At 39.3% G+C, this 15,327-nt stretch carries 15 protein-coding genes; all 15 read left to right on the top strand.

Going from position 1 to position 15,327, the window contains the following annotated elements:
- Positions 1-325 precede the first annotated feature (325 nt).
- Positions 326-1,057, top strand: coding sequence for a FadR/GntR family transcriptional regulator (locus BMZ99_RS13890; RefSeq protein WP_090938316.1), 732 nt, complete (start codon positions 326-328; stop codon positions 1,055-1,057).
- Between the two features lie 179 nt (positions 1,058-1,236).
- Positions 1,237-2,592: a C4-dicarboxylate transporter DcuC gene (gene dcuC, locus BMZ99_RS13885; protein ID WP_090938313.1), complete on the top strand. Its 1,356-nt coding sequence runs from the start codon at positions 1,237-1,239 to the stop codon at positions 2,590-2,592.
- A 17-nt stretch (positions 2,593-2,609) separates the two neighbouring features.
- Positions 2,610-3,203 (top strand): DUF1847 domain-containing protein, encoded by a 594-nt coding sequence (locus BMZ99_RS13880; protein ID WP_090938310.1) that lies wholly within the window; start codon positions 2,610-2,612, stop codon positions 3,201-3,203.
- A 26-nt stretch (positions 3,204-3,229) separates the two neighbouring features.
- Positions 3,230-4,396, top strand: a complete 1,167-nt coding sequence (locus tag BMZ99_RS13875; RefSeq protein ID WP_090938308.1) for a MalY/PatB family protein — start codon at positions 3,230-3,232, stop codon at positions 4,394-4,396.
- A gap of 10 nt (positions 4,397-4,406) precedes the next feature.
- The gene (locus BMZ99_RS13870) at positions 4,407-4,787 is read left to right on the top strand and encodes a RidA family protein (protein WP_090938306.1); all 381 of its coding nucleotides are present in this window, start codon (positions 4,407-4,409) and stop codon (positions 4,785-4,787) included.
- Between the two features lie 212 nt (positions 4,788-4,999).
- Complete coding sequence (locus BMZ99_RS27040; protein ID WP_245754971.1) at positions 5,000-5,767, top strand: cache domain-containing protein; 768 nt, start codon at positions 5,000-5,002, stop codon at positions 5,765-5,767.
- Between the two features lie 63 nt (positions 5,768-5,830).
- On the top strand, positions 5,831-6,967 hold the full coding sequence (locus BMZ99_RS27035; protein WP_245754970.1) for a methyl-accepting chemotaxis protein: 1,137 nt from the start codon (positions 5,831-5,833) through the stop codon (positions 6,965-6,967).
- Positions 6,968-7,178: 211 nt separating this feature from the next.
- Positions 7,179-7,781, top strand: coding sequence for an HD domain-containing protein (locus BMZ99_RS13860; protein ID WP_090938303.1), 603 nt, complete (start codon positions 7,179-7,181; stop codon positions 7,779-7,781).
- A gap of 374 nt (positions 7,782-8,155) precedes the next feature.
- A complete protein-coding gene (locus tag BMZ99_RS13855; RefSeq protein WP_175490551.1) occupies positions 8,156-10,264 on the top strand; it encodes a catalase in 2,109 nt (702 codons plus the stop codon).
- Positions 10,265-10,489: 225 nt separating this feature from the next.
- A complete protein-coding gene (locus BMZ99_RS13850) occupies positions 10,490-11,167 on the top strand; it encodes an aspartate/glutamate racemase family protein (RefSeq protein WP_090938300.1) in 678 nt (225 codons plus the stop codon).
- Positions 11,168-11,302: 135 nt separating this feature from the next.
- On the top strand, positions 11,303-12,268 hold the full coding sequence (locus BMZ99_RS13845) for a bile acid:sodium symporter family protein (RefSeq protein ID WP_090938297.1): 966 nt from the start codon (positions 11,303-11,305) through the stop codon (positions 12,266-12,268).
- Positions 12,243-12,716, top strand: coding sequence for a GlcG/HbpS family heme-binding protein (locus tag BMZ99_RS13840; protein ID WP_245754969.1), 474 nt, complete (start codon positions 12,243-12,245; stop codon positions 12,714-12,716). The genes BMZ99_RS13845 and BMZ99_RS13840 overlap by 26 nt, the downstream gene beginning before the upstream one ends.
- 121 nt (positions 12,717-12,837) lie before the next feature.
- A complete protein-coding gene (locus BMZ99_RS13835; protein WP_090938294.1) occupies positions 12,838-13,554 on the top strand; it encodes a FadR/GntR family transcriptional regulator in 717 nt (238 codons plus the stop codon).
- Between the two features lie 77 nt (positions 13,555-13,631).
- Complete coding sequence (locus BMZ99_RS13830; protein ID WP_090938291.1) at positions 13,632-14,471, top strand: class II fructose-bisphosphate aldolase; 840 nt, start codon at positions 13,632-13,634, stop codon at positions 14,469-14,471.
- Positions 14,472-14,514: 43 nt separating this feature from the next.
- Entirely contained in the window at positions 14,515-15,321 is an 807-nt protein-coding gene (locus tag BMZ99_RS13825; RefSeq protein WP_090938288.1) for a BKACE family enzyme, read from the top strand.
- Positions 15,322-15,327 lie beyond the last annotated feature (6 nt).

Below are 15,327 nucleotides of genomic sequence, written 5' to 3'. Positions count from 1 at the left end.
ATTTGCTGTAGGTATTCTTGGATGGTAAACAACAAATAGACTTATCTTGCTTAAGGGCAATGTTTTCTTATGAAAAAATTGTTAAATAAATGCTAAAAGAGTTTTATCCTGTAAAAAAAGTATTAATATTCTAATTTTTATTTGACATTTTTTTCAAAGAAAACTATAATCATGTTAAAGAATGTAGCATTATGAATGGTTGCATATGATTATGGTAATTCTTTTTATATGATATTTGGTATACCAGTATTCCGTACTATTGCTCCTAAGAAGAGAATTAACATACACTGTAGCAAGAAGAAATGAAATATATAGGGGAAACGAGATGAAAAATTTTTTTGTAGAAACTCCGTTAAAGAAATATGTTGAAGATTCGTCTGACGCTCTTTATATGCAAATTGTAAGCCGCATTCAGCAGCTTATGAGGGAAGGTCATTTGAAAGAGGGCGATAAATTACCCTCTGAAAGAGAATTGGCTGAAATATTCAATGTCAGTCGTGTTCCAGTAAGAGAAGCCTTAAAAGTATTAGAGTTTTTAGGTGCCATTCAGCATATACGTGGAGAAGGCGTTTTTGTAAAAAAAATTGAAATGAAACGTATTTTACATACGATTGATTTTTTTATGACTGATCCTGCTGATCAATTGATAAATTTGTTTGAAGCGCGTGAAGCCTTTGAAATTCAGGCTGTACGATTAGCTGCAGAGCGAAGGACGGAGGCTGATATTGAAGAGATGCAGCAAGTCTTGCTGGAAATGGAGTTTCTAATTTCAGTTGGAAAACCAGTCAGTGATGTGTCAACGAAATTTCATACGGCTGTTATTGCTGCTGCGCATAATGATGTTATTATACAAGTCAATGAATTTTTATCGGATTTGCTATCGTATTCACGACAAAAGTCTTTAAGTGATGCTACAAGGCATGCAGTATCTCTGCAGTATCATCAATTAATTTTACATCATATTATTGAAAGAAATCCGCAAGCGGCAGTTTGTGTTATGCAAGAACATTTAAATAACGCCAAAATTGCCATTGAAAAAATGATTCACTCAGAATAAAAAAAATGAGTTGTAATCGATATAAAATTATGAAGTATTTCTTGGTATACCAGAATACCAACAAGATATTTGGTGAATTTCAAGCACCAATTAAAATAGATGAGTAAGTTGTTTAAATAATTTTGGAAGGAGAAGATTCAAATATCAATGGTTAGATTCCAATAAATGGAGGAATGTACATGGGCATAATTATTACAATTTTAGTGGTGGCTTGGGTAATTTATATGATCATAAAGAAACATTATCCACAAGCTATTCTTCTGATTGCAGGGATTATTCTGCTTCTTGCAACCTACCTTATCGGCAACAATTCTATCCTTTCTGCTAAAGAATCTTCTGGTTCAGCTCTGCTGGATGTTTTCCATACGATTAAGGTTTTGCTTAGTTCGCGTGTTGCTGGACTTGGACTGACTCTCATGTCGATCGCAGGCTTTGCAAGATATATGGAATATATCGGAGCAAGTAAATCTTTATTTGCTGTAGTTGCTTCTCCTCTCAAACATATTAAATCACCTTATATCCTTCTTGTTATTAGTTTTTATATAAGTCAATTTTTAGTATTATTTATTCCAAGTCATGCAGGACTAGCTTTGTTACTCATGGTAACGCTGTATCCGATTCTCATAAGAACAGGCGTTAGTAAATTATCCGCACTTGGCGTAATTGGTTGTGCACAATACATGGATGTTGGCCCTGGTTCGGGCAATGCGATTCTTGCAGCTTCTATCTGTAAGGTAGATCCTGCAGTTTATTTTATTGAATATCAATTACCAATATTCGTTACAACAACTTTGATTCTTGGCGTTGTACATTACTATGCACAAAAATGGTGGGATAAAAAAGAGGGCTTTGCTGGCTATGAGAATTCTGCTGAATTTGTTAAAGAAGACGAAAGCCGTCCTCCTTTGATCTATGCGATTCTTCCAATTATTCCGATGATATTTATTCTGGGATTTAGTCCAATTTTTAAATGTAAGATTCAAATGGATGTTGTTACTGCAATGTTTTTAAGCACTTTCATAAGCATGATCTTCGAGTATGTGAGAACTAAGGACTTTCGAACTACGTTGCAGAGCTTAAAATATTTATATGAAGGAATGGGCAATAGTTTTGCAACGGTAGTCAGTTTAATAGTTGCAGGTGAAGTATTTGCTTGTGGATTAATGAAGATTGGTGCTGTAGATGTTATGACTGCCAGTGCGCAAGATTTGGGCTTGGGTGTTCATGCATTGATTATTCTTTTCTGTATAGTAATTGCTTGCTGCGCGTTCTTAATGGGGTCAGGCAATGCTGCGTTCTTTTCTTTTGCCGCCCTTGCTCCTAAGATTGCTGCTTCATTAAAAATTGATGTTGCTACTCTTTTATTGCCAATGCAAATTATGACAAGCTTTGGGCGTGTTGTGTCACCAATTACAGCAGCCATTGTTGCTATAGCCGGTGTTGCAGGCGTATCACCTGTTCAAGTGGTAAAAAGAACTGCAATTCCTATGGCTGCGGCTGTACTTATAAATGTGGTATTTATATTAATAAACTAATAAAGGAGCTGTTTATTTTGAAATGTGCAAAATGCACTCATAGAAAATGTTATTTAGAAGGTCAAAATTGCACTAAAATTGGTCTTACAGATGTTAAAGAAGCCTATGTGAATGAGAAGCTCGATATTATGAAGGCGGCTGCTTGTACAGAAGGACGTTTTTATAATAACCTTACTCGTTTGGAAGAAACGGTTGAATTCTGTAAAATGATGGACTATAAGAAAATTGGCATGGCGTTTTGTATTGGTCTTAACCAAGAGGCAAAACTAATTGAAGAGTATTTCTCTAAATTTTTTGAAGTGTATTCGGTTTGCTGTAAAGTTTGCGGTATTGCCAAGGATAATCTTAATTTGGAACAAATTAAAGAGGGTGCGCGTGAAACCATGTGCAATCCTATCATGCAAGCTAAAATACTTAAAGATAAAGAAATTGATTTTTGTGTTACCATTGGCTTATGTGTAGGTCATGATGCATTGTTTACAGGTGCTAGTACTGTGCCGACATCTTGTCTGGTTGCCAAAGACAGAGTACTTGCCCATAATCCATTAGGTGCAGTGTATTCTCGTTATTGGCGCAGAAAGTTAGGTATTAATCCTAGTGATCAGGTTTAATTATAAATTGTGAAGGTGGGATTCTAATGTTAAAACATGATTTTGATGAACTTGTTAACCGTAAGAAAACAGAATGTAAGAAATGGGATACTTATGCAGACGATGTTATACCGATGTGGATCGCTGATACCGATTTCAAATGTCCACAGCCGGTCATTAATGCGATGGTGAAAAGAGCAGAACACGGTATCTATGGTTATCCTGTAAATTGTAAAACTTTTGAGCAATCAATTATTAACTGGCAGAAAAAAAGATTTGGCTGGAATGTTGACATTGACTGGGTGGAATATACACCGGCTGTAGTGCCTGCCATCGTATATGCAATGCGGGCCTTCACGAATCCTGGTGACAATATTGTCATTCAGATGCCAGCTTACCATCCTTTTCATGATATCATTCCAAATAACGGCAGACACATACTTGGAAATAATCTGATTTTAAAAGAAGATGGCAGCTATGAAGTGGATTATGAAAATCTGGAAGAATTGCTTAGTAAAAAAAGAACAACGATGTTTTTGCTATGCAGTCCCCATAATCCAGTTGGCAAATGCTTTACGAGAGAAGAGTTAACAAGAATCTCCGAACTTTGTTTAAAACATAATGTATTTGTTGTTTCCGATGAAATTCACTCTGATATTATTTATAGAGGGAGCAAACATATTCCTTTTGGAAGTCTTTCTCAAGAAGCAGCAGATAACTGTGTAGTTTGTGTTAATCCTAGCAAAACCTTTAATATTGCTGGCGTGAGGACTGGGGCTGTAATTATTCCCAATCGGCATAATCACGATCTTTTTTATGCGCCACTTGAAAATAACAAAGCATATGGCAGAACTGTATTTGGTACATTGCCGATTGAAGTTTCCTACAACGAATGTGATTACTATGCAGATCAATTAGTAGAGTATTTGCAGGACAACCTTGAATACCTTGAAAATTTCGTTTCAACAAGGATTCCTAAAATCAAAGTTAGTAAAACGCAAGCGACTTATCTTATTTGGCTAAACTGCAAGGAACTGAATATGGGACCAAAGGAGTTACACCGCTTCTTCTTAGAAGAAGCAAAAGTTGCTATGAATGAAGGGTCTACCTTTGGACCTGGCGGTGCAGGTTTTATGAGACTGAATATTGCTTGTCCCCGTTCCCGGCTGGTAGAAGCGCTGGAAAGAATGGAAGCAGCAATAAATAAACGATAAGGAGTTAAATATGAAACAGGTTATAAATACGGATAAAGCTCCAAAGGCAATTGGCCCCTATTCTCAAGCAATTAAAACCAATGGATTTATATTTGTATCTGGTCAATTACCTATAGATCCTACTACCGGAGAATTTGCCGAAGGCGGAGCAGCAGCACAAACAAAACAATCATTAGAAAATGTAAAAGCTATTTTGTTTCAAGCGGGATCGACGCTGGATGATGTAGTTAAAACCACCGTTTTTATCAAAGATATGAATGACTTTGTTACTGTAAATAATGTGTATGCTGAGTACTTTCATAAAAACTTTCCTGCTCGTGCTTGTATTGAAGTTGCACGATTGCCTAAAGACGCTTTAGTTGAGATTGAAGTAATTGCAGTTTACAGATAATAAATTAAAGCATAACTCAGATTTTAAAACTGTAGTCACTGGTGATGCTTTCCAGCAGTATCAGTGATTACATATTTTCCTGCATAGTTCGTTAAAAATCGAATTTGCATAGCAAAACCTTATTTTCGGATGATCATGCCTAAGGTTGAGGAATTTTAGTTCTTGCAATGAAAGAGTCAGTCATGAATGAAATAAATAAAGGGGAGCTTAACATGGAAAAGAATACATTGCAGATGCAGTTAATTATATTGTTGGTATTATTTTCTTTTTTATCAGCAGCTATAATTGGTGGTGTCAGTTCTTATATGAATGTTAATACCACCAGGGAAGAAATAGCAAAAAATAATCTAACGATAGCGAATCAAACTGCACATGAAATTGAGCAATTTATGAATGATGATACAAAATTAATGGAGATACTGGCTTTATCACCGACTGCATATTCCATGGATGCGGCCAAGTTTCGGGAAATGATTATTACTGCTCAAAAAAAGCATCCCGAATTTGAGACAATCTATGTTATGAATGTAACTGGTATGCAGATTGCAAAAACCACCAACTCAGCGCTAAACAATAAAGCTGATAAAGATTACTTCAAAAAAGCCTTACAGGGAAATACTTTTCTTACGGAGTCTTATATTTCACAGTTGACCAACGCGCCAACTATAACGATTTCAACACCGATAAAAGATTCAAGTGGTACGATTATTGGAGTGCTGGCTGGAGATGTAAGTTTAAAAACGATTGGAGAAATAGCTTCTCGAACTTCGGTTGGTAATTCAGGTTATTTGGATGTAGTAGATAATAAAGGAACATTGTTAGCCAGTATAAATTCAGAAAAGGTAACTAAGCAAGAGAATATCGGACAAGCAAAATATGTTCAGGATGTTATCGCTGGCCAGGTTGGTAATATGGAAGCGATATCTTCAGCTGGGATAGATTCCTTGATTGTATTTGCGCCTGTTAAAGGTTACAACTAGGGTATAATTACATACTTACCAAAGAAAGAAATCACCGATCAAATCAAGCATAGTCTGCTGGTAATGTCAGTATTGATTTTGCTGGCTGTGCTGATTGCGGCAGGGACCGCGATTTATGTAGCTAAGGGAATGACTAAGCCTCTTAATGATCTGGTACAAGTAGCAGATCAAATTGCCAGTGGTAATTTAAGTAATAAGGTTCAAGTGCAGGGTGTGGCGGAGGTTAATAAATTAGCAGTATCGCTGGATAAAATGCGTGAAGATTTGCAGAACATTATCCTTGATATTATGTCTTCAGCTGAGCAAGTTTCAGCTGCTTCTGAACAGCTTACAGCAAGTGCTGATCAGTCAGCACAGGGTACCCAATTAGTGGCAGCTACCATATGCCAATTAGCACAAGGGGCGGATCAGCAAGTAAATACTATTGATACAACCTCTTCAGTGGTACAAAAAATGTCAGCGGGTATTCAGGAAGTGTCAGGAAATGCTAGTTCGGTAAATACTATATCCGAGCAAGCGGCAACTGCGGCGCAGCGTGGCGGAAAATCAATTAACGCTGTTATGCTGCAAATGGAGACGATAGAGCGAACAGTTGCCAATTCGGCAGAGGCGGTGACTAAGCTAGGAGAGCGGTCACTAAAAATTGGTCAGATTGTTGAAACCATTTCTGGTATAGCCGGGCAGACGAATCTGCTAGCACTTAATGCGGCTATTGAAGCAGCTAGAGCTGGCGAACAGGGACGGGGTTTTGCTGTGGTAGCAGAAGAAGTACGGAAATTGGCTGAGCAATCTCAAGAGGCAACCAAGCAAATTTCAGAATTGATTATTGAAGTTCAGACAGAGACGGATAAAGCCGTAGTAGCCATGAATGATGGTACACGGGAAGTTAAAATAGGTGGTGAAGTTGTTGATACTGCAGGTCAAGCCTTTCAAGAAATTGTAGGACTGGTTGAAGGGGTCTCAGGGCAATTCAAATGCATTTCATCAGCTATGCAGCAGATGTCCGATGAAAGTCAGCAAATTGTAGGAGCAGTCTACGAGATTGATAAAATAAGCAAGGCGGCAGCTGAACATACGCAGACGGTATCAGCTACGACTGAGGAGCAGGCAGCATCTATGGAAGAAATTGCAGCAGCCAGCCAATCCTTAGTGATGATGTCTGAAAAATTACAAAATGCGATTGCAAAATTTAAACTGTAACGTTGGCGATTGATGGTAATTACTCACGGCAAACTCTTGCAAAGCAGCCTAGCTTTGCAAGAGTATTTTCTTTTGAGGAATTTTACAAGGAGATTATTGTAATATAACGAATGTAGACTATTAAGTTGATGTACTTCCAATTATCATAAATCAAGTTTGTAAAGAGTAACATAATCTGAGCTCTATAAAGATTAATTTGAGGTGGAAATTTATGACGATTCCTAATAGAGATACAGCTGCAATGTTCTTACTGGAAGCGGAAAGACTTAATCCAGGTAATTGGGTGGCTCATTCTTTAGTTACTGCGCAAGCCGCTGAGGCCATTGCGAAAGTACATCCTGACCTTGATAGTGAAGTCGCTTATGTAATGGGGTACTTGCATGATATCGGTAGACGGGCCGGAATCACTTATATGCGTCATTCTCTTGATGGGTATCATTTTTTACAACAACATGGATACGATGATATTGCAAGGATTTGTATTACTCATACCTTTTGGCTTAAAGATTTAAATGAATATTCTGGTAAGCGGGATTGTTCGGCAGAGGAAATACAGTTTCTAGAATCCTATATAACATCCATTGAATATAATGAATATGATTGGCTTATTCAACTGTGCGATTGTCTAGCTCTTCCTACCGGATTTTGCCTACTGGAAAAGAGGTTAGTGGATGCTGCTCTTCGGTATGGTACAACGAAATATACTGCAATCAAATGGAAGCTGCTGTTTGAAATTAAGGCTAAATTTGAACAAAAGATTGGCAGGTCTATTTATGATTTATTGCCAGGTGTGAGAGAGAATACTTTTAGTTAATCAGTTATTTCCTCTTTTAACTTGAAGCAGAGAGAAACTTAGCAAATAAATAGGATGCAAAACTTGTTGCCTAATCATAAAGCCGCTGCTTATTACTTAAAGATAATAAGCAGCGGCTTTTGATTAGGCAATAGCTTATATCGCTATGGGACGGCAACTAGCAGAAAGCATTTGTTCCTTTTTGAGATAAGGATCGTACCACTGAAATAAACTGTAAAACAGTGAGGGACTGACAGTTAGAGATAGTCTGATAACGAATATAAATCACTCATACTCAGGGGCGACAGGAATAAATAGTTCTGTTAATAGCCATATTAATCTTAAGGATGAGGGGCGTACTCTTACTAGATATGGATATAGGAAGGAGATACATCATGGACAAAACAACGGATAATTCGGCAAGACTTACAAAGGAAAAGGACTCAACTTTAAGTGAAGATTCACAAGTGGCTGTTGGCGGCGAGCTGCACCAAAGTGCTGGTGGACAGCATCCTGTGCTTACGACTAATCAAGGCGTTGCACTTTCAGATAATCAAAACTCACTCAGAGCCAATCCCAGTGGCCCTACTCTGGGGGAGGATTTCATTCTTAGAGAGAAAATTACACATTTTGATCACGAGCGTATTCCTGAACGTGTTGTTCACGCGCGGGGTACAGGTGTACATGGATTCTTCGAGTTGACTGCTTCATTAAAGCAATACACCACTGCCAAGATACTCACAGAGGTGGGGGAAAAAACACCTGTTTTTACTCGTATGTCTACGGTAGCAGGTGGCGCAGGTTCGGTAGATACCCCTCGAGATGTACGTGGATTTGCTGTCAAGTTTTATACAAAGGAAGGCAATTGGGATCTGGTCGGCAATAATATTCCGGTTTTTTTCATTCAGGATGCTATTAAATTCCCTGATCTCATCCATGCTGTAAAAATGGAACCAGATCGCGGTTTTCCCCAATCGGCAACCGCCCATGACACATTCTGGGATTTTATTTCACTCACCCCTGAATCCATGCATATGGTAATGTGGATTATGTCTGATCGTACAATACCGCGTTCTCTGCGGATGATCGAAGGTTTTGGTGTACATAGTTTTCGGTTGATTAACCAGTTAGGTGAATCAACTTTCGTTAAATTCCATTGGCGTCCTAAACTCGGATTGCAGTCCACCATTTGGGATGAGGCAGTCAAGATTTCTGGTGCAGATCAAGACTTTCATCGCCGCGATATGTTCGATGCCATCACCTCAGGTAATTTCCCAGAGTGGGAATTTGCAGTACAGCTTTTCACCCAGGAAGAAGCGGATAAATTTCCCTTCGATCATCTGGATCCTACTAAGCTGATTCCGGAAGAATTAGTGCCATTGAAAGTAATCGGACGCATGGTACTAGATCGTTGGCCGAATAATTTCTTTGCCGAAACGGAACAGGTTGCTTACTGTCCTTCTCATCTCGTGCCAGGCATCGATTTCTCAAATGATCCGCTGTTGCAAGGCCGTTTATTTTCCTATCATGACACACAACTTTCTCGGCTGGGGACGCCGAATTTTCACCAGATCCTGATCAATGCTCCCAAATGTCCCTTCGCTAACCACCAACGTGATGGACAGATGCAGATGGAGCAACCTATGGGACGAGTTGCATATGAGCCTAATTCCTTGTCTGCTGAATCACCCCGGGAGACCCCGACCTACGGATTTCATAGCACTGCGGTAACCGAAACAGGAGAAAAGGGCCGTATCCGTGCTGCAAGTTTTGCTGATCACTACAGTCAAGCGCGAATGTTCTATATCAGCCAAACAACATATGAGCAAGCACACATCGCCTCGGCTCTAGTATTTGAGCTTTCCAAGGTTGAACATGTTCACGTGCGTGATGCGATAGTAGGTCACTTGCGACATATCGAAGAAGCTCTTGCCAAGCGAGTTGCCAGGGGCCTTGGGATCGATAAACTTCCTGATGCACCAGCGGCTGCCATAGCTGTACAAGAGATGAAGCCCTCGCCCGCATTGCAAATCATCGGCAAGATGAAAGACATGCTCAAAGGGCGCACGATCGGTATACTGATCGCGAATGGCTCAGATGGAGCTGTAATCGAACAGATTAGAAAGGCGGTGACAGATGCTGGCGCTGCTGTGAAGATTATCTCCCCAAATGTGGGAGAGGTGAAGCTTGCAGGTGGTCTTAAACTGACTGCTGAGGGACAACTAGCTGGTTCCCCTTCGGTGTTATTTGATGCAGTCGCAGTTATTCTCTCTGACGAAGGTGTAAAAGCACTATCAATGGAAAGCGCCGCAATTGATTTTGTGCGCGATGCTTTTGGTCATCTCAAGGCTATTGCCGTCGATAAAGGCGGCCAAGCTCTTTTAAAAAACGCTAATGTTGGACAAGATGTGGGTGTCATGGATGCCAATGACAAAGATGCATTTATTGCAGCTGCAAAGACACGCCAATGGAACCGGGAGAAGTCTGTTCGAACCTTGGCATAAGAATAGCTCTGTAGGCTTGCTCTGCCACTGCCGATGGTAATCAATTCCTGTAAGAACTCGATTAAGAGAACTTGCAGGAATTAATTATTTGCTTAATAGTTGTAATATTTTAAATAATTCATATTTACAATTAAATAAAAATATGTAATAATATGTAATAATATGATTGCGACTAAACGTAGGACGTAGTATGTAGTACATACTACAAATAAAGGGGGATTTTAAATGAAAGTAGCTTTGATTTATACGAGTACTACACCAGAATTGATTGAGCTGGTGGAAAAAGAAGTTCGCCAATCACTTCCCAAAGATACTGAATTTATCAGTAATCAGGATCCGTCGATTCTTGCAGAGGTGAGAGATGCTGGATATGTTACAGCTCCTCCAGCGGCTAGACTTGTCGGCATGTATATGAAAGCTGTAAGTGATGGTGCTGATGCTATTCTTAATATTTGTTCATCAGTAGGTGAGGTAGCTGATTCCGCTCAGGATGTTGCTAGGTTTACTGGTATTCCAATCCTGCGTATTGATGAGGAAATGTGTCGAGAGGCGGTAAGGCAAGGTATGCGTATCGGTGTCATGGCTACTCTGCCGACAACATTGATCCCAACGAAGAATACCATAATGCGGGTAGCACGAGAGATGAATAAGCGTGTAGAATTAGTTGATGTTTTGGTTGACGGAGGTTTTGGACTTGATCAAGAACAATTCAAAGAATTGATGTCCCAATATGCTGGAGAAATTCGTGACAAAGTTGATGTAATATTGTTTGCCCAAGGTTCTATGGCATATTGTGAAGAATATATTCATCACAAAACTGGGAAATTGGTTTTGTCCAGCCCAAGATTCGGTGCGGTGGCACTTAAATGCGCTTTGGAAAAACACGGTTTGATCCAACAATAGCTTTTACATTCCTCTAGTCAGCTTCTTACAATGAATTTATCCAAAAAAGAAAGGCCGTCTACATGAATAGACGGGGACGGATTTCTGGTTATTGATGATAAAAGTTTTGCATTAAATCGAGAAGGAGCGAAGAAAATGTTAGAAAAATTAGGAGAAATCGTAAAATTTATCACAAAATATTTTTCTTTATGGATTATTTTGGGTGTAGTTGCAGCATATTTTAATCCTGATCCATTTAAGCCATTATCAAAATATGTCCCATATTGTATTATGGCTGTTATGTTGAGTATGGGCCTTACTGTATCAGCAGGCGACTTTAAACTGGTTCTTTCGCGGCCTAAAGATGTATTCTGGGGTATTGTTTTGCGCTATATGATCATGCCATTTATTGCATTGGCATTGACGAAAGTGCTTGATTTACCGCCAGTCTTGGCTGCGGGGCTCATATTAGTAGGATGCTGCCCGAGCGGAGTGGCCAGTAATGTTATGACTTTTTTGGCTAAAGGGGATACAGCGCTTTCGATAACGGTTTCTTCAATTAATACAATTATTGCGCCGTTTATTACACCATTTATGTTTGTTTTTTTAGTTGGTACGATAGTTCCAGTTGATGCGCAAGCTATTTTAATGGATATATTAAAAATTGTTCTGATACCCGTATTTTTAGGAGCTGTGATTCGGGCGTTTGCTTCTGATTTTGTTGATAAGATCATGCCGATTATCCCAATTGTTTCCGTCATCGCCATTTTTGTTACGACTAGCTCAGGGTTTGCCCTCAGTGCGGGTTCGCTGGCAAATGTTGCTTTGATTGCTTTTGTAGCCGTAGCCCTGCACAATATACTCGGTCTTACAACAGGGTATTGGGCTGCTCGTGGTGTAGGGATGCCTCATTTTAAGGCCAAGGCTCTTTGTTTTGAAATCGGCATGGAAAACGGTGGGCTGGCGATGGCATTAGCATTAGCACATCTTGCTCCATTAGCATTCATACCAGCTGCTATATTTAATCTGATACACAATCTTACTGGTCCAACATTGGCAAATTATTGGCGAGAAAAAGAAGAAAAAGAAGCAGCAGATGCAGAAAATCTGTTCAAAGCGTAATTTGATATATAAGCTGCAAAATAGAAAGGGACTGATTGGATTGGATAATATTACCTTGGAATTGGCAAAAAAAATAGGAAGTTATGCTGAAGATATCGTAGCGCAAGAATATGGGATGAAACCATTTAGTGTAGCGATTTGTGATAAGGATGGATTTTTAGTTTTGTTCAATAAGCAGGATGGGGCCAAATTGTTGACAATTAACCTTACACCTAATAAAGCGTATACTGCTGCAAGAATGGGAGTAAGTACAGCTGATTTTCTGAAGCGGTTGCAGCAGGAAAATCTAAATATATCGTATTTTGCTGATGATAAATTTGTGGGGATGCCTGGTGGTGTGCCGATCTATAATGGCCAACAGCAGATCATCGGTGCAGTTGGTATCGGCGGACTGAAAGAAGATGGAGAAATTGCTGCCAAAGTCGCTGCTGCTGCGGCTAATTTATAAAAAATCGCTGAATGGCAGTTGATCGCTTTTAAGAAAGTACTTTAGCAAATCATGTCTATGATTGTCTTGAACCTACGTATGATGTATACTGAAAAAGCAAAAATACATCAGGAGGTTCAGTATGGCACATGAAACTTTTTTAAAAGAGATAGGTGGCAAATCTGTTGTTGAGCAGATTGTTGATAATATTACAAATGCTATTATTAACGGGGAGCTAAAACCGGGAGATAAGATTCCGACAGAGAATGAACTATGTGCATCCATGGGGGTTGGCAGAAATTCTGTTCGTGAGGCAATCAAGATATTAGGAGCATATGGTGTTATTAATATCAAACGTGCTGAGGGAACTTTTGTAACGCAGGATTATGACAGTAAAATGTTGTTTCCTGTTTTATATGGAATTATATTGCAAAAGGATTCTGCAAACCAAATAGTAGAACTGCGCAAAATTATTGATGTGGGGATACTCCAATTGGTGATAGAAAAGTTGGATTCAGAATCCTTATATAAAGTTGAGCAGGCCATGAAAGATCTGGAAACAAAGATTACAACTTTCAATGTAAAAGCAAAAGATATATTTGAAGCAGATATCGCCTTTCACATGGTATTGGTAGACATCACCCAAAATGCATTATTGGAAGGGATCTGCTTTTATGTAGATCAGATTACTAGAACATCAAGAATGAAAGCTATAGAAAAGTTTTTAACCGAAGATGCAACAGAGCAGTTTTTGTTGATGCATAAGGAAATGTTGCGGGTATTAAAGGAAAAAAATAAGAATGAAATCAACAAAGTAGTAGAAAATCATTATCAATATTGGGAAAAAGTAAACTCTTAGATCATGCCGCAGATTGTTAATTCGATCTTCGTTGAACGTGTTTGCTCCAATATTGCATAAACTAAGGGGCATTCATCATGTTGGTAAATTTTAAAGACATCCTTAATGAAGCCTATATCAATCATTATGCTGTAGGCTCATTTAATGGATACAATTATGAAACGTTTAAGGGGATCATTGACGCAGGATGTGAGACAAAAACACCAGTAATTCTGGCTTTTGGTGCTAAGTATCTGAAGAATATGTCATTAGAAACCGCATGTGCCATTGCTAAAAGTCTTGGAGAGAGGAGCGATCTACCAGTTTGTCTCCATTTGGATCATTGCAGTGATCTAGATACGGTCTTTCGTGCCATTCGTGCCGGTTTTGGTTCGGTCATGTATGATGGATCGGCACTGCCCTTTGACGAAAACGTAAACAATACAAAACTGGTCTGTGACATAGCCCATGCTTGCGGTGTATCAGTAGAAGGCGAGTTGGGATGCTTGGCGGCCGGAGAACGATCACACGAAGGAGCGGCAACCGATGTAGAAGCCTATACTGATCCAGCTCTAGCGGAGCAGTTTGTTGACATGACACATGTTGATGCATTGGCCATTTCGATCGGAACCGTGCATGGACTGTATAAGGCGGAACCTAATATACGCATTGATATATTGGAGGCTATTAATAAGCTGCTAGCAATACCGCTGGTACTGCATGGCGGTTCGGGTCTGTCTGAGAAAGATATTTTATGCTGCATTGCCAAAGGTATTGCTAAAATCAATGTCAATACGGAAATCTCCGTTTATGCTGTTGATAAGACAAAGGAACTTTTAGCCGATCAACAGCCGCATTTCTCGGAATTGTCCTTGTATCAGGTTCGTTATGTAAAAGATATTGTTAGAAAATACATATCATTTTTTGATCAGCGATGAGATCAGGCATTACTGATGCAGGCTTTGTTATAGGAGGTAAAAAATGAATAAAGTAATGATTTCAGTTGCTCCCGTAGCTGCTACAGATAAAAGAATCGTTCCAGACAAAATAGCTGAAGATGTTTTAAACTGTTGGAAGGCAGGGGCTGCTATGGTGCATTTGCACGTACGTGATACTCATGGGAATCTGACTACCGACATGAGTCTTTTGGAAGAAACATTGCGCCTAATTCGAAGGGATTCCGATATTATCATTGAAGTGTCAACAGGCGGCGTTTCCAACCTTTCTATTAAGGAACGTTGTGTTCCTGTATATTCAAATCTAGTAGAAGCCTGTTCCTTGAATGTTGGTTCCACTAATTTGGGTAAGGCTGTATATTGCAATCCCATTGATGATGTAGAATATTGTATTCGCGAATTATTGAAGATGAAGAAAACACCGGAAGTAGAAGTGTTTGAAATTGGTCATATTTATGCGATGAAAGAACTTATGGAACAATATGATTTTTGTAGTCCTGTACTATTTAGTATTGTTTTAGGGCATAAAGGCGAAGCTCCTGCAACACCAGAGGCCTTAGCCGCAATGATTCAGATGATTCCGCTCGGGGCTCTTTGGGGAATTACTCATGCAAATAGGAGGAATTTTTCCATTATCGCCGCAGCTCTTGGAATGGGGGCCAGTACCGTACGAATTGGTTTTGAAGACAGCAATTATTTGGATGTGAATACGATGGTAGATACCAATCTTCCTTTGGTAGAAAAGACGGTGCGATTGCTGAGAGCCATGGATAAAGAACCGATGAGTCCGGATGAGGCAAGACAACAATTTCATATATCAATAAATAGATAGGATGTT

The sequence above is a fragment of the Pelosinus propionicus DSM 13327 genome (assembly GCF_900114615.1).
Taxonomy (GTDB): Bacteria; Bacillota; Negativicutes; order DSM-13327; family DSM-13327; genus Pelosinus; species Pelosinus propionicus.
Note: the sequence above shows the minus strand (reverse complement) of the source record. Positions and strands in the feature narration are given on the sequence as shown.